Annotated in this window: 17 protein-coding genes; 7 read left to right on the forward strand and 10 right to left on the reverse strand. The window is 72.1% G+C overall.

Annotated elements, in window-relative coordinates; genetic code table 11:
• Positions 1-15: 15 nt before the first annotated feature.
• Both AB0Q90_RS02175 and AB0Q90_RS02180 read right to left on the reverse strand, forming a co-directional pair.
• Positions 16-2,262 carry an RICIN domain-containing protein gene (locus tag AB0Q90_RS02175; RefSeq protein WP_365732563.1) on the reverse strand — a complete coding sequence of 749 codons (2,247 nt, stop codon included), beginning with the start codon at positions 2,260-2,262 and terminating at the stop codon, positions 16-18.
• Positions 2,263-2,588: 326 nt separating this feature from the next.
• On the reverse strand, positions 2,589-3,527 hold the full coding sequence (locus AB0Q90_RS02180) for a helix-turn-helix domain-containing protein (protein WP_363162669.1): 939 nt from the start codon (positions 3,525-3,527) through the stop codon (positions 2,589-2,591).
• 63 nt (positions 3,528-3,590) lie between these two features.
• Here AB0Q90_RS02180 and AB0Q90_RS02185 point away from each other — a divergent pair, with 63 nt between their 5' ends.
• Positions 3,591-4,397 carry a phytanoyl-CoA dioxygenase family protein gene (locus AB0Q90_RS02185; protein WP_363162668.1) on the forward strand — a complete coding sequence of 269 codons (807 nt, stop codon included), beginning with the start codon at positions 3,591-3,593 and terminating at the stop codon, positions 4,395-4,397.
• A 3-nt stretch (positions 4,398-4,400) separates the two neighbouring features.
• Here the strand turns inward: AB0Q90_RS02185 and AB0Q90_RS02190 are convergent, their stop codons facing one another.
• The 3 genes from AB0Q90_RS02190 to AB0Q90_RS02200 form a co-directional block, all read right to left on the reverse strand.
• Positions 4,401-5,369 carry an aldo/keto reductase gene (locus AB0Q90_RS02190; protein ID WP_363162667.1) on the reverse strand — a complete coding sequence of 323 codons (969 nt, stop codon included), beginning with the start codon at positions 5,367-5,369 and terminating at the stop codon, positions 4,401-4,403.
• 78 nt (positions 5,370-5,447) lie between these two features.
• Positions 5,448-5,990: a flavoprotein gene (locus AB0Q90_RS02195; protein WP_363162666.1), complete on the reverse strand. Its 543-nt coding sequence runs from the start codon at positions 5,988-5,990 to the stop codon at positions 5,448-5,450.
• A 9-nt stretch (positions 5,991-5,999) separates the two neighbouring features.
• Positions 6,000-6,458, reverse strand: a complete 459-nt coding sequence (locus AB0Q90_RS02200; RefSeq protein ID WP_363162665.1) for a nuclear transport factor 2 family protein — start codon at positions 6,456-6,458, stop codon at positions 6,000-6,002.
• 108 nt (positions 6,459-6,566) lie between these two features.
• On the opposite strand from AB0Q90_RS02200, the gene AB0Q90_RS02205 reads away from it, so the two are divergent.
• Positions 6,567-7,124, forward strand: a complete 558-nt coding sequence (locus tag AB0Q90_RS02205; RefSeq protein WP_363162664.1) for a TetR/AcrR family transcriptional regulator — start codon at positions 6,567-6,569, stop codon at positions 7,122-7,124.
• Here the strand turns inward: AB0Q90_RS02205 and AB0Q90_RS02210 are convergent.
• Positions 7,111-7,299, reverse strand: a complete 189-nt coding sequence (locus AB0Q90_RS02210; RefSeq protein WP_363162663.1) for a ferredoxin — start codon at positions 7,297-7,299, stop codon at positions 7,111-7,113. The two genes, AB0Q90_RS02205 and AB0Q90_RS02210, sit on opposite strands and share 14 nt — an antisense overlap.
• A gap of 13 nt (positions 7,300-7,312) precedes the next feature.
• Complete coding sequence (locus AB0Q90_RS02215; RefSeq protein WP_363162662.1) at positions 7,313-8,512, reverse strand: cytochrome P450; 1,200 nt, start codon at positions 8,510-8,512, stop codon at positions 7,313-7,315.
• A gap of 218 nt (positions 8,513-8,730) precedes the next feature.
• On the opposite strand from AB0Q90_RS02215, the gene AB0Q90_RS02220 reads away from it, so the two are divergent.
• From AB0Q90_RS02220 to AB0Q90_RS02230, 3 genes are all read left to right on the forward strand, one after another.
• Positions 8,731-9,180, forward strand: a complete 450-nt coding sequence (locus AB0Q90_RS02220; protein WP_363162661.1) for a nitroreductase family deazaflavin-dependent oxidoreductase — start codon at positions 8,731-8,733, stop codon at positions 9,178-9,180.
• 188 nt (positions 9,181-9,368) lie between these two features.
• Positions 9,369-10,394 carry a glutathione S-transferase C-terminal domain-containing protein gene (locus tag AB0Q90_RS02225; protein ID WP_363162660.1) on the forward strand — a complete coding sequence of 342 codons (1,026 nt, stop codon included), beginning with the start codon at positions 9,369-9,371 and terminating at the stop codon, positions 10,392-10,394.
• A gap of 25 nt (positions 10,395-10,419) precedes the next feature.
• The gene (locus AB0Q90_RS02230; RefSeq protein WP_363162659.1) at positions 10,420-10,716 is read left to right on the forward strand and encodes a DUF4235 domain-containing protein; all 297 of its coding nucleotides are present in this window, start codon (positions 10,420-10,422) and stop codon (positions 10,714-10,716) included.
• Positions 10,717-10,752: 36 nt separating this feature from the next.
• Here the strand turns inward: AB0Q90_RS02230 and AB0Q90_RS02235 are convergent, their stop codons facing one another.
• The 3 genes from AB0Q90_RS02235 to AB0Q90_RS02245 all read right to left on the reverse strand — a co-directional run bounded on the left by AB0Q90_RS02235 (position 10,753) and on the right by AB0Q90_RS02245 (position 12,468).
• Complete coding sequence (locus tag AB0Q90_RS02235; protein WP_363162658.1) at positions 10,753-11,151, reverse strand: VOC family protein; 399 nt, start codon at positions 11,149-11,151, stop codon at positions 10,753-10,755.
• Between the two features lie 79 nt (positions 11,152-11,230).
• Positions 11,231-11,695 carry a pyridoxamine 5'-phosphate oxidase family protein gene (locus tag AB0Q90_RS02240; protein ID WP_363162657.1) on the reverse strand — a complete coding sequence of 155 codons (465 nt, stop codon included), beginning with the start codon at positions 11,693-11,695 and terminating at the stop codon, positions 11,231-11,233.
• A gap of 59 nt (positions 11,696-11,754) precedes the next feature.
• Entirely contained in the window at positions 11,755-12,468 is a 714-nt protein-coding gene (locus tag AB0Q90_RS02245; RefSeq protein WP_363162656.1) for a TetR/AcrR family transcriptional regulator, read from the reverse strand.
• A gap of 123 nt (positions 12,469-12,591) precedes the next feature.
• On the opposite strand from AB0Q90_RS02245, the gene AB0Q90_RS02250 reads away from it, so the two are divergent.
• Together AB0Q90_RS02250 and AB0Q90_RS02255 are read left to right on the forward strand one after the other, a co-directional pair.
• On the forward strand, positions 12,592-14,085 hold the full coding sequence (locus tag AB0Q90_RS02250; protein WP_363162655.1) for an APC family permease: 1,494 nt from the start codon (positions 12,592-12,594) through the stop codon (positions 14,083-14,085).
• Positions 14,086-14,096: 11 nt separating this feature from the next.
• Positions 14,097-15,728 (forward strand): amidohydrolase, encoded by a 1,632-nt coding sequence (locus AB0Q90_RS02255; protein ID WP_363162654.1) that lies wholly within the window; start codon positions 14,097-14,099, stop codon positions 15,726-15,728.
• The last annotated feature ends 144 nt before the right edge of the window (positions 15,729-15,872 follow it).

Genomic DNA, 15,872 nt, shown 5'->3' on the forward strand with positions numbered 1-15,872 from the left:
CGATCCGCGGCTTCCTCAGTGCCGTCCGTCGCCGTCTCCGGAGTGGCGGCCGTCTCCGAAGCCGTAGTCGCCGTCCCATGAGCACCCATACGCGTAGCAGGGCGTGGGCGTGGGCGTCGGGTCCGAGGCGGTCGGCGTGGGGTCCGGCGACGACCGCTTCGGTGACGGATTGGCCGTGGGTGTGTTCGACGGGCGGGGAGCAGGGCTCGCGGAGGGGGTCTCCTCGACCATGTCCCAGTTGACGACCTCCAGTTGGAGCTCGGGCTTGGAGGTGTCGACCACCCAGCGCTGGGCCGCGGCCTCCGCCCGCGTCCGCTCCGCTCGCGTCTTCACCACGAGGGCACCGGAGCCGTCCGTGGCGGCAGGGGTCAGGGCCAGGTCCTGGTTCCAGCGCGGGACCAGGGCGCCCCGGAGCGTGAAGTCGTAGCGGACGTTCCGGGCGTCGGGATGGGACGCTTCCGTGCACGGGGCCAGCCGCACCGAGTAGCCGAGGCGGGAGTCCAGACACAGACCGGGGTCGGCGACGCTGCGCAGCAGTCCGTCGGTCTCGTACGACCACTGCTGTCCTGCCTGCGCGGAGCACTTGACGAGTTCGGTCTCGGCCCCCAGGACCGCCTTGCCGCCGACGACGCCGACGCACTGGCCGGAGGAGAGGTTGTGCAGCCGCCCGGTCAGCGTGCCCTGCGCGGCTTCCTCGGCACCGGCCCAGGACGGGTCGGTGCTCGCCGCGTTGCCGGAGCCGGAGGCCTCGGAGGGCCGTTCACCGTCGGCCGGACCGGTCTCGTCGCCCGGACCGAGCGCCGACCACAGCACCAACGGGACCACGACCACGGCGGCCACCGTCACCACGGCCACAGCCAGGTTGCGCCGCCGCGCGGCACGCCGCGCACTGCGCTGCGCGGAGCGACCGGCGGGGGCCGAGCCGGGGCCGGACGCCGTGCGGGCGGCGCCGCGACGACGGCCCGGGCGAGGGCCCGGCTCCGCGCGGGGGTCTGTACGGGAGGGGTCCTGGCTGCGGGAGCCGGGACGAAGGCCGGACTCCATGTCGGCCAGGTCCCACCCGTCGAGGCCCGGGCGAGCGCCGGACTCCGCACCAGGCTCCACGCCGACCGAGTCCCACCCACGCAGGCCCGACTGAGGGCCTGGCGGCGCAACAGGCTCCACACGGGCGGAATCCCGACGACTTGAGCCGGAGCGAAGGCCGGACTCCGAACCGGCCGGGTCCCGACGACGGAAGCCCGCGCGAGCGCCGGACTCCGTACCGTCAGCAGGCGCAGGCCCGGCAGGCGGAACGGCGGCGGCTGCTGCGGGCGGCCCCGGCCACACCGCAGCCGCAGCCGGGGCGCCCCTGCCCACAACCGGCGGTATCTCCTGAACGGTGCTGAAGTCCTCCCCCGCCATGGCCGCCGGCGCCGTCTCGGCGTCGGCGTCGTCAACGGCCGTCCTGGACTCCAGGTAGGCCTGCGCGCCCCAGCCGAGGACGGCCTCTGCCAGTGCCGGGCCCAGGTAGCTGTTGAAGGAGCTCAGCTGGTCGGCGGTGGGTCGGCAGTGTCGGCAGTGGTCCAGGTGCTCGCGCAGGTCGGGGTCGAGGTCGGCGCCGCCGCGCCGGTAGGTGACGTCGAGCAGCCGGAGGTAGCGGCGGCACTCCTGTTCCGGGGCGAGTTCGCGGTGGAGCTGGAGGCATTCCTCGCGCAACCGGTCGCGGGCGCGCCCGAGTTCGATCCGGGCGCCCTCCTCGTCCAGGCCCAGCAGTCCGGCCGGGGTGCGCAGCGGTTCGGCCTCGACCTCGGTGTGCCACAGCAGGCAGCGGGCCGACTGGGGCAGCCGCTGGAACGCCCCGGAGAGCAGACGCAGGTGGGCGGGCGGCAGCAGGCGGGCGGCGGCGCGTTGGCCGTCGGCGCCGGATTGCAGCTCGGGGTGGAGGAGTTCGCGTCGCTGGTCGGTGTCCCACTCGGCGGCGATACGGCGGACGGTGACCAGCAGGTGGGGGCGCCATGCCGAGGTAGGCCCGGTCTGCCGCAGTGTCTCGCCGAAGAGCCGGGTGAACGCCGCGGTGGTGAGCATGCCCGCGGACCGTGCGTCCGCGGTGCACAGCCGCGCATAGGCGAAGCCCGCTTCCCAGTGGCGGTCCAGGAGTTCACCGACGGGGTGGAGCGCCGGTGACGCCCCTGTCCACTTCTTCAGTTCGGCGCTCAGTTCGGCGTCGGTCACATCGAAGAGGTCGGCGGCGTCCGGTGAATTCGACAGGCCTGCGTCATGCACGACGGCATTCCTCCGGAGAACTTGCGGCATTGAAGGTCCATACCAATAGGTATGCTCCGGGCGCGGCTCTTGTGAAGCGTGGGGCGTGAGGGAGCGTTGGCCACCTTTGCACAGGTCAAGGACAGGGAACAAGTGATTCCGAAACTTTTCGTACCGTGTAGTAGCCACAGGCAATTGACCGACCGTCAATAACTCAATCCCGTGGATTGCGGGGTCCCGCATGAAATCGGAAATGGCAATCAGTCGGCTTCGCTCAGGACGCCGCCGAAAACCATTGAGCATGGGTGCCCCGGCTCCATCGCCTGGTCATACGGGCCCATTCACCTTCACCCGCCTTCCCCGACTCCGGCGCCAACCATTGGGCCGCCCGCCCGGTACGCGCCCGGCGGCATCCCGTACCGCTCGCGGAAGACCCGGTTGAAGTGAAAGGGACTGGCAAAGCCCGACGCCGCCGCCACACGTTCCACGGACAGGTCGGTGCTCTCCAGCAGACGCGCGGCATGCCGCAGCCGCGCCTCGCGCAGCGCCCGCATCGGCGAGCGGCCGAGCTGCTGGGTGTACAGATGGGCGAAGCGGGAGGGCGACAGCGCGACCTGCGCGGCGAGCGATCGGACCGTGTGCGGGGCGGCGGGATCGGCGGCGATCAGCGCCTCCGCACGCAGTACACGGGCGTCGACGCCGGGCCTGGGCGACGGCGTCCGCGCGGTGGCGGCCGTGAGCAGGACGGCCTCCTCCAGTGAGCACAGGGCGAGTTCGCGGGCGGCGGTGCCGTGCGCCACGGCGATCGAGTCGTCCGTGGCCTGCGCGGCGGGCGGCGCCTCCGCGCCCGTCCAGCGCGCGTCGGCGAGCATACGGACGAACGCCGCCGCCACGCGGTCGTGCACCGCGGCCGGCGTCGGGCTCACGACGTACATCCCGTCCCCGGCGTCGTACGGGCGCAGCCAGGACTGCCAGGAGGGGCGGGCCTGGCAGTGCGCCCACCAGAACCGCCAGTGCTCCGCGCCCGGTTCGACGCCGTAGCGGTGCGGGACGCCCGGCGCGAGGGCCACCAGGTCCCCGGCGCCGGCCCGCGTCACGGCGCTGCCCTGGCGCAGCCGCCCGTGGCCGCCGGTGGTCCAGGTGAACAGCCAGCTGTCCGCGCCGCGCGGCCGGTCGACGCCGTAGCCCGGCGGCTGGTCGAAGTGCCCGATCACCACCACGCCCGGCGGCGGCGCGGGGTCGCCGGGATCAGCAGTGTCGGGCAATCGGTCAGCATGCACGGGCATCCTCCTCGGGTGCGCGTCGGCCTAGCGTGGCGGGCCGAGGACACCTGAACGAGGAGTGGACGCATGACAGCCACGGACATCGGCGCCTCCGGCGCCTCCATCCTGCCCCGGTTCCGCTCGGACGGATTCACCGTCGTACGCGGGCTGTTCGGGTACGACGAGATCGAGCGGTTGCGCGCGGAGTTCGCGGCGCTGCACGCGGCCGGGCCGGTGCCGGGGCATTTCGAGCCGCGCGGGTCGGACGCCGACCCCCTGCGCAGGTACCCGCGGGTGATGCAGCCGCACGAGATCAACGGGACGGCCCGCGGCGTGCTGCTCGACCCCCGGCTGCGCTCCGTGCTGGAAGTGCTGCTCGGGGAGGAGGTGCTGGCCGCGCAGAGCATGTTCTACTTCAAGCCCCCGGGTGCCCGTGGGCAGGCGCTGCACCAGGACAACTTCTATCTGCGGGTCGAGCCGGGCACCTGTGTGGCGGCCTGGATCGCCTGCGACGAGATCGACCGGGAGAACGGGGGCCTCGAAGTCGTCCCCGGCACCCATGAGATGGACCTGTTCTGTCCCGAAGTGGCGGACGAGGACGTCTCGTTCGCGCGGGAGTACGTTCCGCCGCCGGCCGGGCTTGCGGCGGTGCCGGTCGACCTGGCGCCGGGCGACGTGCTGTTCTTCAACGGGAGTCTGGTGCACGGGTCGCAGCCCAACCGTTCGTCCGACCGGTTCCGCCGGTCGTTCATCGGTCACTACGTGGGACGTTCGACCGCGCGGATCGGCGGCTACTACCGGACCCTCACGATGGGCGGCGAGCGGGTCGTGCTGCCGGAGAGCGAGGGGGCGGGCCCCTGCGGCACGGAGTTCGCGCCACAGGGACCCCATTGACCGTCAATGACCGACGATCGGACGAGCCGTGTACGCCTGCTCCAGCTCCTCGGTCTCCTTGTCGCTGAGTTCGAGCTCCACCGCTGCCACCGCGTCCTCGATGTGCCGCGGCTTGGCCGCGCCGACGATCGGCGCGGCCACCGTGTCCTGGTGCAGCAGCCAGGCCAGGGCGACCTGGGCGCGCGGCACTGCGCGGTCGTTCGCGACGCGGGTGACCGCGTCGACGATCGCGCGGTCGCCCTCCTGGTAGAGGCGGTTACCGAAGTTGTCGTTGGCGCTGCGTTCGGTGACCGTGCCCCAGTCCCGGGTGAGCCGGCCGCGGGCCAGCGGGCTCCACGGGAGCACGCCGACGCCCTGGTCCGCGCAGAGCGGCAGCATCTCGCGCTCCTCCTCGCGGTAGAGGAGGTTGTAGTGGTTCTGCATGGAGACGAACTTCGTCCAGCCGTACCGCTCGGCCGTGTACTGCATCTTGGAGAACTGCCAGGCGTACATCGAACTCGCGCCGATGTAGCGGACCTTGCCGGCCTTCACCAGGTCGTGCAGGGCCTCCATGGTCTCCTCGACCGGGGTGTGCGGGTCGTAGCGGTGGATCTGGTACAGGTCGACGTAGTCGGTGCCGAGCCGGCTCAGGCTGTGGTCGATCTCCGTCATGATCACCTTGCGGGACAGGCCGCCGCCGTTGGGCCCGGGCCGCATCCGCCCGTGCACCTTGGTGGCCAGCACGACGTCGTCGCGCTGGGCGAAGTCGCGCAGGGCCTTGCCGACGATCTCCTCGCTGGTGCCGTCGGAGTAGATGTTCGCGGTGTCGAAGAAGTTGATCCCGGCTTCGAGCGCCTGACGGATCAGCGGGCGTGACGCCTCCTCGTCGAGCGTCCACTCGTGCACGCCTCGGTCGGGCAGCCCGTAGGTCATACAGCCCAGACAGATCCGCGACACGTCCAGGCCCGTCGAACCGAGCTTCACGTACTGCATCGTTGCTGCTCCTGCCTTCGGGGTCGGTACCAGGGGGAGCGTACGTCCTGCGAAACGCCTGGGCCGGGTTGGCCGCCCCTATGGCCTGTCGAGCAGATCCAGCGCCCGCTGCCACCCGAACTCCGGTCGCCCGCCGCCCTCTTGGGGTTCTCCCGAGTAGGGCTCGCCGAAGCGGACGCCCATCGCGCGCAGCCGGGTCAGACTCTCCCGGTAGGCGGGGTGGGCGGCCAGGGCGTCGGCGACGCAGGGCAGGACGGCGACGGGGACGCCGAGGCCGTAGGTCTCGCACAGGGTGGCCACGGCGAGGGTGTCGGCGAGGCCCGCCGCCCACTTGTTGACGGTGTTGAAGGTGGCCGGTGCCACGACGACCGCGTCCGGCGGTGGGAAGGGCCGCGGGTCGCCCGGGGTGCGCCAGGCGGAGCGGATCGGGCGGCCGGTCCGGGTCTCGACGGCGGCGGTGTCGAAGAAGCCGTTCATCGCGACGGGCGTGGCGATGACGCCGACCTCCCAGCCCCGCTCCTGCGCGGCGGTGATGAGCTTGTCGACGCCGTCGGCGATCCCGGCGGCGCAGACGACGACGTAGAGGAAGGGTTTCCCGGTCTTCCCGGCCTGTTCGGTCATCCGAAAACCCTACTGAAGCGGGAACGACGCTCCCCGCTCCGCCTCCGGTCGCGGGCCGAGGATGCGGCGCTCGCTCTCCTCGATGGCCACGTCGTTGATGCTGGCCTCGCGTCGGGTCATCAGGCCGTGCTCGTCGAACTCCCACAGCTCGTTGCCGTACGACCGCCACCAGCGGCCGTCGGTGTCGCGGCTCTCGTACTGGAAGCGGACGGCGATGCGGTTGCCGTCGAAGGCCCAGAGGTCCTTGCGCAGCGCGTACTCGTCCTCGCGCGCCCACTTCGCGGTGAGGAACTCGACGATCTCGGCGCGCCCGGTGACGAAGGTGTCGCGGTTGCGCCAGACCGAGTCCTCCGAGTAGGCGAGCGCCACCTTGTGCGGATCGCGGGTGTTCCAGGCGTCCTCGGCGGCCTGCACCTTCTGGGCGGCGGTCTCGCGGGTGAACGGGGGCAGGGGCGGGCGGGCGGTCATGCGGTCCTCCGTACGGTTCGGGAGAACGTGCGTTCTCCGCTACGATCGACACCGTAGGAGAACGATGGTTCTCCCGTCAAGCGACGGTCGTACGGAGAGTGGTCGGACATGGACAGCGCAACCGCCCGGGAACGGGCCCTGGACGCCGCCGAGGAGCTGTTCTACGGGCGGGGCATCCAGTCGGTGGGCATGGACGACGTCCGCGGCACCTCGGGTGTCTCGCTCAAGCGGCTCTACCAGCTGTTCCCGGCCAAGGAACTGCTGGTGGAGGCGTATCTGGAGCGCCGTGACGAGCGCTGGCGCGGACGCCTGGCCGCCCATGTGGAGCAGAGTCCGGACCCCGAGGAGCGGATCCTGGCGGTCTTCGACTGGCTGGAGCAGTGGTTCGGCGAGCCCGGCTTCCGCGGCTGCGCGTGGATCAACTCCTACGGCGAGCTGGGCGCGACGTCGGCCCGGGTGACGGCCCAGGTGCGGGCGCACAAGCGGGCGTTCAGGGAGTACCTGACCGGTCTCGTGACGGACGCGGGGCTGCCCGGCGCGGCGGCCGGGCAGCTGTTCCTGCTGGCCGAGGGCGCGATGGTCACCGCGGGCATCACCAGGAGCACCGAGCCCGCGCGGGAGGCGCGTGCGGCGGCGCGGCTGCTGCTGGGCGCTACGCCACGGTGATCGCGCCGACCGGGCAGGCCCTGGCGGCCTCGCGGACCATCGGGTCGCCGGAGCCGTCCTCCCGGCCGGGCAGCAGGGTGCTGAAGCCGTCGTCGTCCTGAGCGAAGACGCCGGGTGCGGCCAGTGCGCACTGGCCGGCGCCGATACAGAGGTCCTGGTCGATGTCGATGTGCATGGCCGTCAGCCTCCTACCAGGTCACGGGGAGTTCCAGCATCCCCTGGAGCGTGTCGCCGGGCTTGAAGGGAATCTCGTCGGCCGGAGCCGCGAGGGCGAGCGTGGGCAGCCGCCGGAAAAGGGTGCGCAGGGCGATCTCCAGCTCGGCGCGGGCCAGGTTCTGGCCGAGGCACTGGTGGATACCGAAGCCGAACGCGACATGGTGGCGGGCGGCCCGCCCCCAGTCCAGGATGTCGGGCTCGGGGAAGACGGACTCGTCGCGGTTGATGACCGAGGTGGAGAAGACCACGCCCTCGCCCGCCCGGATCGTCGTCCCGTCCGCCTCGATGTCCCGCATCGCCACCCGCAGCAGCCCGTCCGCGATGGACAGCATCCGCAGCAGTTCCTCGACCGCGCCGGGCAGCAGCTCCGGATCGGCGCGCAACTCGGCCAGCCGGTCGGGGTGTTGCAGAAGGGTGAAGGTGCCCAGGGAGATCATGTTGGCGGTGGTCTCATGGCCCGCGACGAGCAGAATCAGCGCCAGCGCGATCAGGTCCTCCCGGCCGGGTTCGCCCTCGCGCAGCTGCCGGTGGGCCAGTTCATCGAGGATGCCTTCGCCGGGCTCCGGCCGCTTCTGCTTCCGGTCGATCAACTCACCGAAATATCCCTCCAGTTGGTCGCGCGCGTCCTGGGTGTCGGCGGGCGCCGGCCCGCTCAGCAGCCGTCGTGACTGCGCCTCGAAGAACTCGTGGTCTGCGTAGGGAACGCCGAGCAGCGCACAGATCACCATCGACGGCACGGGCAGCGCGAAGGCGCCGACCAGCTCGGCGGGCGGCCCCTGCACGGTCATCTCGTCGATCCGCCCGTCGACGATCCGCTGGATCTCCGGGCGGAGTTCGACGGCCCGCTTGAGGGTGAAGGAGGGCACCATCAGTCGTCGCTGGACGCGGTGTTGGGGGTCGTCGACGCCCAACAGTGCGGTCCTTCGATGGCGTACGGCCGCCAGGCGCGCGGTGGGCGCCGGGAAGCCGGGGCGGGAGCGCACGGCCGACAGCCGCGGGTCGGCCAGCAGGCTGCGGGCCAGGGCGTGGCCGGTGACCAGCCAGGCCGGGCGGCCGTCGTAGAGGGTGATCCGGGCCAGCGGACGGGTGCCGCGCAGCGGGTCGTAGGCGGTGGGTGGGTGGTAGGGGCAGGTGCGGCTCTGGGGGAAGGCGACGGTGTCCGGTTCCGTCATGGCAGACCTCGCAGACGAAGGGGGGCGTCGTGCCGGTCGTCATTAGATGCCCGGGGCATCGAACGGTTCGACGCGAAGTTCGGCCAGATCACCCGAAGGGGAATTCTGGCCTGGATTCCCCCCGCGGGGCGGTCACGTGCGGGACGGATGAAACCGGCCCGGGCCAGTGTTGAGGGACGTGTCAGGCAGTCGCGGAACACAACGATGGGACCGATGCCATGCCTCTTGAGGGCGAGTACGAGCCCAGCCCGACCGGGTGGGTGCGCGAGCAGGTGGAGCTGTACGAGCGCTCCGGCGGCACCGAGGGGACGACGCTGAGGGACACGGGCCTGCCCGTGATCCTGCTGACGACCCGGGGCAGCAGGAGCGGGAAGCTCCGCAAGACGCCGCTGATGCGTGTCGAGCACGAGGGGCGGTACGCCGCGGTCGCCTCGCTGGGCGGGGCGCCCAAGCACCCCGTGTGGTACTTCAACGTCAAGGCCGATCCCCATGTGGAGCTTCAGGACGGCCCGGACAAGCAGGACATGAAGGCCCGGGAGATCACCGGGGCGGAGAAGGCCGCGTGGTGGGAGCGTGCCGTGGCCGCGTATCCGCCGTACGCCGACTACCAGCGGAAGACGGACCGGGAGATCCCGGTCTTCGTGCTGGAGCCCGTCGACGGGGACTGAGGGCGTCCGGAAAAAAATTCTCGGCCGGTCACGCATGAACCGGTGTCCGCCGGGCACACGTGCGTCAGGCCCCGCCGCGCTCCCCCGTCGCGGCGGGGCTTTCGTGTGCCGCCGCACGCCGTGCCGAGTGCGGAAATCGGGGGACCCGGTGGGCGTGGGGCAGTCGTCCGGCCGGGAGGAGAGAGGTCATGCGCAGTGACGGCGAGGGGCTCGGGAACGCCTCGTACGGCCGTAGGTCGTTCCAGCGGTCCAAGAGCCACTTCACGGACCGGATCACGGCCGACGGCCGGGACGGCTGGCCGGTGGAGGCGGGCCGCTACCGGCTGGTCGTCAGCCGTGCCTGTCCGTGGGCGAGCCGGGCGGTGATCTCCCGGCGGCTGCTCGGGCTGGACAGCGGCCTGTCGCTGGCGGTCGCCGATCCGGTCCAGGACGACCGCAGCTGGCGCTTCACCCTCGATCCGGGCGGCCGCGACCCCGTACTCGGCATCCGCTACCTGGCCGAGGCCTACGACCGGCGGGAGGCGGACGCTCCCGGCGGGGTGAGCGTGCCCGCGATCGTGGACGTGCCCAGCGGCAGGCTGGTCACCAACGACTACCAGCAGCTCACCCTCGACTTCGCCACCGAGTGGACCTCCCTGCACCGCGCGGAGGCGCCCGACCTGTACCCGCGTGCGCTGCGCGACCGCATCGACGAGGTGATGGCGGCCGTCTACGAGGACGTCAACAACGGTGTGTACCGGGCGGGCTTCGCCATCGGTCAGCGGGAGTACGAGGAGGCGTGCGCGCGGGTCTTCCGGCGGCTGGAGTGGCTGGCCGAACTGCTGGAGGGGCAGCGGTATCTCGTCGGCGACACCCTCACCGAGGCGGACATCCGGCTGTTCACCACGCTGGTCCGCTTCGACGCCGTCTACCACGGCCACTTCAAGTGCAACCGCTGGAAGCTGACGGAGAACCGGGTGCTGTGGGCCTACGCCCGGGACCTCTACCAGACGCCCGGCTTCGGTGACACCGTCGACTTCGACCACATCAAGCGGCACTACTACCAGGTGCACACCGGCATCAATCCGACCGGCATCGTGCCGCTCGGCCCGGATCCGTCCGGCTGGCTGACCCCGCACCACCGCGAGCAGCTGGGCGGCCGGCCGTTCGGGGACGGCACCCCGCCGGGGCCCGTGCCCAGGGAGGAACGGGTGCCGGACCGGGGCCGGGCCTGAGCCCGACGACACGAAGGAGACCGACGTGGCCAAGAGGAAGAAACTCCCCCTCGCCTACAGGCCGTTGGGTTTCGTCCTGGGGTGGGTCAGCGGGGCACTGGCGGGGCTCGCCTTCCGCCGTACGTGGATGGTGCTGCGCGACGAGGAGGACGCTCCCGACGCGCTGGACCGCGACCGCGGCTGGGGGGAGATCCTGCTGGCAGCCGCGATCCAGGGCGCGATCTTCGCCGCGGTGCGCAGTGCGGTCGATCGTACGGGGGCGAAGGCGATCGAGCGCACCACCGGCGTCTGGCCTGCCGCGGAGAAGGGTGGCCGGGACTGAACCCCGGCTGCTGGCGCCCCTGCCGGGGCGCTCGGCTCACCCCTGCTTCGGCGCCGTCGGCCGCTGTCCCTTGCGCAGCGTGAACGAATGGCCCGCCGGGTCCGCGTAGCCGCGCTCCTCGTACGGGCCCGGGAAGTAGTCCTTCGTCTCCATCGGGCGGCCGCCCAGTCCGACCACCCTGCGCTCGGCCGCGTCCAGGTCCTCCACCACGAAGTCCAGGTGGACCTGGAAGGAGTCCTCCGGGCGCGGCCAGCTCGGCGGGGTGGCGCTCACATCGCGGCGGAACGCCAGCCGGATACCGTCGGCGCCCCTGATCTCCACGCGATTGGCGGTGGCGGCGGTCTGCTCGCCCTCCAGCAGCGCCTTGTAGAACACGGCGAGCTTCTCGGGCTCGGCGCAGTCGAGCACCACGACGCCCGCTTTCACCAGTGCCATGTCTCCTCCGTACGGTCCGCGGGCGCGGGGCGGTCTGCCCCGCCGCCCTCCCCCTTGCGGATATCCCCGAGCGGCGGAATCAGTCCGCGACCAGCCACACTCCGTCGCGCATCAGCTCGCGACCGGAGAGTTCGTTGGCCTCGCGCCAGGCCTGGATGCGCTGCGGGCGCACCCGGAAGTACAGGTAGGGGGTGGACAGTTCGCGCGGGTCGAAGCCCGTCTTGGCGGCGAACCGGTCGGCCTCCCCTTCGGACAGCTCGGCCGGGGTGAAGGCCTCGGCGCTGCCCTCGATCATCACCACGTCACGGGTCGGCCCGATGCCCAGGCGCGCCGTGCCGGTCTCCTTGAGGTTGCGGCCGGTGGGACTGGCGGCCGGGGTGGCCAGCAGCAGGGTGTCGCCGTCCCAGCGGAAGGACAGCGGCACGAGGTAGGGCGCCGCGCCGTCGGGGCCGGCCGTGGCGACCCACACGTCCTCGTCGTGCTCCAGTCGGTGCAGGGTGTCGAGTTTGCGCTGCTTGGCGGGGCGTGCGGGCTGAGCGGCCATCGTGAAGTGCCTCCGGGCGGGACGTCGTTGATCAACATGTCCAGTGTGACCGCGAGGGGTCAGGCCTGTCCCCGGATTGCCGCCAGTCGCGCGCCCGCCGCTTCCAGCAGCAGGTCCAGCGCCGCCGGGTAGGCGCTGCGCCGCATGTCGGCGACGAGATGGCGGGCCGTGGCCGCGATGTGCGGGTGGGTGTCGGCGGGCAGCCGGGCGTAGGTGGCCGGCCATACGGCGGCCTCCGCGTCGCGGGCGGCCTTCGGCAGGGCCGTGCTCGCGGAGTCGAGCGCGGCGAAGGCGAGGGCCTGGTCGACGAAGGCGTGGTAGATGCGCACCGCCTCGGCGTCGGGGAAACCGGCGTCGCGCAGCACGCCGAGGATGGTCTCCACGGCCTGGATCTCGTGCTCGCGTCCGGTGACGCGGTAGGCGCTGAGCACCGCGGCCCTGGGGTGGGCGAGAGACCCGGCGTGCATGCGCAGGCCCAGGTCCCGCAGGTCGGCCCGCCAGTCGCCGGTGGGCCGCCAGATCCGCAGGGTACGGCCGATGAGCTCGTCGGCGATGGCGAGCATCAGGTCGTCGGTGTGCCGGAAGTACCGGTACAGGGAGCTGGGGTCGGCGCCCAGGGCGCGGCCCAGCCGGCGCACGGACAGCGCCTCGGCGCCGTGCTCCTCGATCAGCCGCAGCGCGGTGGCGACGATCAGCTCCTCGGACAGGACGACGCCCTGTTTGGTGGGACGCCGGCGCCGCCGCTCGGCGGCCGGGACGACGCGGTCGGTCATGGATGCCTCCCGGGAGGGGTTGGCGGCACCTTACGACAACACTGTTGACCTGTTAAGTACCCGGACAGTTTCATGTGCGGTCACCGGGGCCGACCAGGCCCCCTGGTGCGAGCGGAGCCCGCCATGACCCTTACTCCCCCAGCCGTGGACCCACCAGCGCTGCGCAGATCCCTCGGCGTCCTCGACGGCGTCGCCATCGCCGCCTCCAGCACGGCGGCCACCACGAGCATCGGCATCGGGCTCGGTGTCACGGCCGGGGTGGTCGGCCTGCATCTGCCGGCCATCATGCTGCTCGCGTTCCTGCCGGTGCTCGGTATCGCGGGCGCCTACTCCCGGCTCAACCGCGTCGAGCCGAACGCGGGCAACGGCTATGTGTGGGTGGGCCGTTCGCTCACCCCCTGGCTCGGCTTCATGGTCGGCTGGGTGACCATCGTGGCGACGGTGGCGTTCCTGGCGTACACCACGGCCGTCACCGGCTCGGCGATCATCCAGCTCGCCGGGGACGCGGGCGTGCACCGGCTGGGCGGCCTGGACCTGGATCCGGGGTCGACCGCACAGACGACCGCCCTGGGCGTCGTGGTCCTCGCGGCGGTCACCTGGACGGCCGTGACCGGCGTCCGCAAGGCGGCCCGCCTCCAGGGCTGGCTGCTGATCTTCGAGTACGTCGTCCTGCTCGGCTTCTGCGGCTACGGCATCGTCACCGGCCCGCACGACTTCAGCCTGAGCTGGTTCGACCCGTTCGCGATCCCCTCGCCGACGGCGCTCGCGCAGGGCCTGCTGCTGTCGGTGTTCTGCTACTGGGGCTTCGAGGCGGCGTTCACCGTCAACGAGGAGGTGCGCGACCCCCGCGACGCCTCCCGGGCCGGTTTCACCACCCTGTTCACCATGCTGGGGCTGTTCCTGCTCGGCTCGGTCGCCTTCCAACGCGTCCTGTCGGAGGAGGAGTTGGCCGGTCACGGCGCGGAGGGTCTGGCGTTCTTCGGCGAGCGGCTCGCCTCCCAGCCGCTCGCGGCGCTCCCCCTGGTGGCGCTGATGTTCTCGGCGGTCGCCTCGCTCCAGGCCGGCGTGATCCCGGCGGCCCGGGGAATGTTCGCGATGAGCCGGGACCGTACGCTCGGCCCGGTGTGGTCCAAGGTCAGCCCCCGGTACGGGACTCCGGCCGCCGGGACGCTGCTGATCGGCGCGCTCGCCGCGGCGGTCGCGACGCTCTCCCTGGTCATCCCGCGACTCGCGGACATGATCATGGCGACGGTGAGCGCCGTGGGCATCGTGGTCGCCCTGTCCTACGCGCTCACCGCACTCGCCGCCGCCGTCCGCTTCCGCTCCCTGCTGCGCGAGAACTGGCGGGAGGCGATGCGCGCGGTGGTGGTGCCCGCACTGAGCGCCCTGTCCCTGCTCGGGCTCGGCGGCTATCTCGGCTGGTCGTTCTACACCTCCACCGACCACTTCGAAGTCAGCGCCGACAACGGCTGGTTCCTGCTGGCCACTCCGCTGGCGATGATCGCCTCCGGCTTCCTGGCCGCCGCCTGGGCCCGGTTCGTGCGCAGGTCGCCGTACTTCCTCACCGGCCGGGGCACCGACGCCGAGGCCCCGCACCTGATCCCGACACCCCACTAGGAAACGGAACCATGCACGCAGATCTGCTCTTCACCGGCGGCCCCGTCCTCACCCCCGAGGGCCGTACCGCCACCGCCGTCGCCGTCACCGGCGACCGCATAACCGCCGTAGGACGGGACGAGGTCCTGGAGCTTGCAGGGCCGCGCACCGAGGTGGTCGACCTCGCCGGACGGCTGCTGCTGCCCGGGTTCCAGGACGCGCATGTGCACCCGGTGCCGGCGGGCCTGGAGCTGTCCCGGTGCGATCTGACCGAGGCGCGGACGGCCGCCGAGACGGTCGCCGCCGTCCGGGCCTACGCCGAGGCCCACCCCGAACAGGAGTGGATCACCGGCGGCGGCTGGTCCATGGAGGCCTTCGAGGGCGGCACGCCGACGAAGGAGCTGCTCGACGCGATCGTCCCCGACCGGCCGGTCTATCTGCCCAACCGGGACCATCACGGCGCCTGGGTCAACAGCCGGGCCCTCGAACTCGCCGGTGTCACCCGCGACACGCCCGACCCGGCCGACGGGCGGATCGAGCGGGACGCGACGGGCGAGCCGAGCGGCACGCTCCAGGAGGGGGCGATGCAGCTCGTCGGCCGGCTCACACCGCGGGCCACGCCCGCCGACCGGCTGGCGGCGCTGCTGCACGCCCAGCAGCGGCTGCACGCGCTCGGCATCACCGCCTGGCAGGACGCCCTGATCGGGGACTTCCTCGGCATGGACGACCCGGCCGAGGCGTATCTGACGGCCGCCCGCGACGGCTCGCTCACCGCGCGCGTCGTCGGCGCCCTGTGGTGGGACCGGGCGCGGGGGGCCGAGCAGATTCCCGAACTGGTCGAGCGGCGGGCCGCCCTGAGCCACGGCCGGTTCGGCGCGGGCACCGTGAAGATCATGCTGGACGGGGTCGCCGAGAACGGCACGGCCGCACTGCTGGACCCCTATCTCGACCGGTGCGGCTGCGCCACCGCCAACCGGGGCACCAGCTTTGTCGACGCCGGTCAACTTCCCAAGTACGTCACCGAGTTGGACGCGCTCGGCTTCCAGTGCCACTTCCACGCCCTGGGCGACCGGGCCGTGCGCGACGCGCTGGACGCGATCGAGGCGGCGCGGGAGGCGAACGGGCCGAGCGACACGCGGCCCCACCTGGCTCATCTTCAGGTCGTGCACCCGGACGACGTGCCGCGGTTCGCCCGGCTCGGGGCCACGGCGAACATCCAGCCGCTGTGGGCCGCGCACGAGCCGCAGATGGACGAGCTGACCGTTCCCTTCCTCGGACCCGAACGGGCCGCGTGGCAGTACCCGTTCGGCGCGCTGCTGCGCTCCGGCGCCCGGCTCGCGGCGGGCAGCGACTGGCCGGTGAGCAGCGCCGACCCGCTGGAGGGGATCCATGTGGCGGTCAACCGGGTGACGCCGGGGAGCGCGGGGCCGGTGTTCCTGCCGGGTGAACGCATCGGGCTCGCCGAGGCGTTGACCGCCTACACGGCGGGATCGGCGTACGTGAACCACCTCGACGACACCGGCCGGGTGCAACCGGGGGCACTGGCGGACCTCGTGGTCCTGGACCGGGATCCGTTCGCCATTCCGCCGGAGGCGCTCGCCGAGACCCGGGTGGCCCTGACCTATGTCGGGGGCGCGCGAGTGTACGCAGCTCAAGGCGCTTGAGCAGTAACGGAGATCACGCCCGGGTCACGGTGTAGATCATTTGCGCCCTGGGAAGCCTCGTTCCGCTTCCCGATTCAACTTTCGCATCGGGAAGGTGAGTTCGAATGAGCGGGCGGTCGTACGGCCGCCCGCCCGCAGGGCGGG

Origin of the sequence: Streptomyces sp. NPDC079141 (assembly GCF_040686775.1) — a bacterium.
Lineage (GTDB): Bacteria > Actinomycetota > Actinomycetes > Streptomycetales > Streptomycetaceae > Streptomyces.

What these genes read in the sequence shown, in the direction of transcription:
- AB0Q90_RS02205 (WP_363162664.1), top strand. Translation starts at nt 6,567, where the DNA reads ATGGACAGCGCAACCGCCCGGGAACGGGCCCTGGACGCCGCCGAGGAG.
- AB0Q90_RS02245 (WP_363162656.1), bottom strand. Translation starts at nt 12,468, where the DNA reads ATGACCGACCGCGTCGTCCCGGCCGCCGAGCGGCGGCGCCGGCGTCCC.
- AB0Q90_RS02200 (WP_363162665.1), bottom strand. Translation starts at nt 6,458, where the DNA reads ATGACCGCCCGCCCGCCCCTGCCCCCGTTCACCCGCGAGACCGCCGCC.
- AB0Q90_RS02215 (WP_363162662.1), bottom strand. Translation starts at nt 8,512, where the DNA reads ATGACGGAACCGGACACCGTCGCCTTCCCCCAGAGCCGCACCTGCCCC.
- AB0Q90_RS02180 (WP_363162669.1), bottom strand. Translation starts at nt 3,527, where the DNA reads ATGCCCGTGCATGCTGACCGATTGCCCGACACTGCTGATCCCGGCGAC.
- AB0Q90_RS02225 (WP_363162660.1), top strand. Translation starts at nt 9,369, where the DNA reads ATGCGCAGTGACGGCGAGGGGCTCGGGAACGCCTCGTACGGCCGTAGG.
- AB0Q90_RS02235 (WP_363162658.1), bottom strand. Translation starts at nt 11,151, where the DNA reads ATGGCACTGGTGAAAGCGGGCGTCGTGGTGCTCGACTGCGCCGAGCCC.
- AB0Q90_RS02210 (WP_363162663.1), bottom strand. Translation starts at nt 7,299, where the DNA reads ATGCACATCGACATCGACCAGGACCTCTGTATCGGCGCCGGCCAGTGC.
- AB0Q90_RS02195 (WP_363162666.1), bottom strand. Translation starts at nt 5,990, where the DNA reads ATGACCGAACAGGCCGGGAAGACCGGGAAACCCTTCCTCTACGTCGTC.
- AB0Q90_RS02255 (WP_363162654.1), top strand. Translation starts at nt 14,097, where the DNA reads ATGCACGCAGATCTGCTCTTCACCGGCGGCCCCGTCCTCACCCCCGAG.
- AB0Q90_RS02190 (WP_363162667.1), bottom strand. Translation starts at nt 5,369, where the DNA reads ATGCAGTACGTGAAGCTCGGTTCGACGGGCCTGGACGTGTCGCGGATC.
- AB0Q90_RS02220 (WP_363162661.1), top strand. Translation starts at nt 8,731, where the DNA reads ATGCCTCTTGAGGGCGAGTACGAGCCCAGCCCGACCGGGTGGGTGCGC.
- AB0Q90_RS02185 (WP_363162668.1), top strand. Translation starts at nt 3,591, where the DNA reads ATGACAGCCACGGACATCGGCGCCTCCGGCGCCTCCATCCTGCCCCGG.
- AB0Q90_RS02240 (WP_363162657.1), bottom strand. Translation starts at nt 11,695, where the DNA reads ATGGCCGCTCAGCCCGCACGCCCCGCCAAGCAGCGCAAACTCGACACC.
- AB0Q90_RS02250 (WP_363162655.1), top strand. Translation starts at nt 12,592, where the DNA reads ATGACCCTTACTCCCCCAGCCGTGGACCCACCAGCGCTGCGCAGATCC.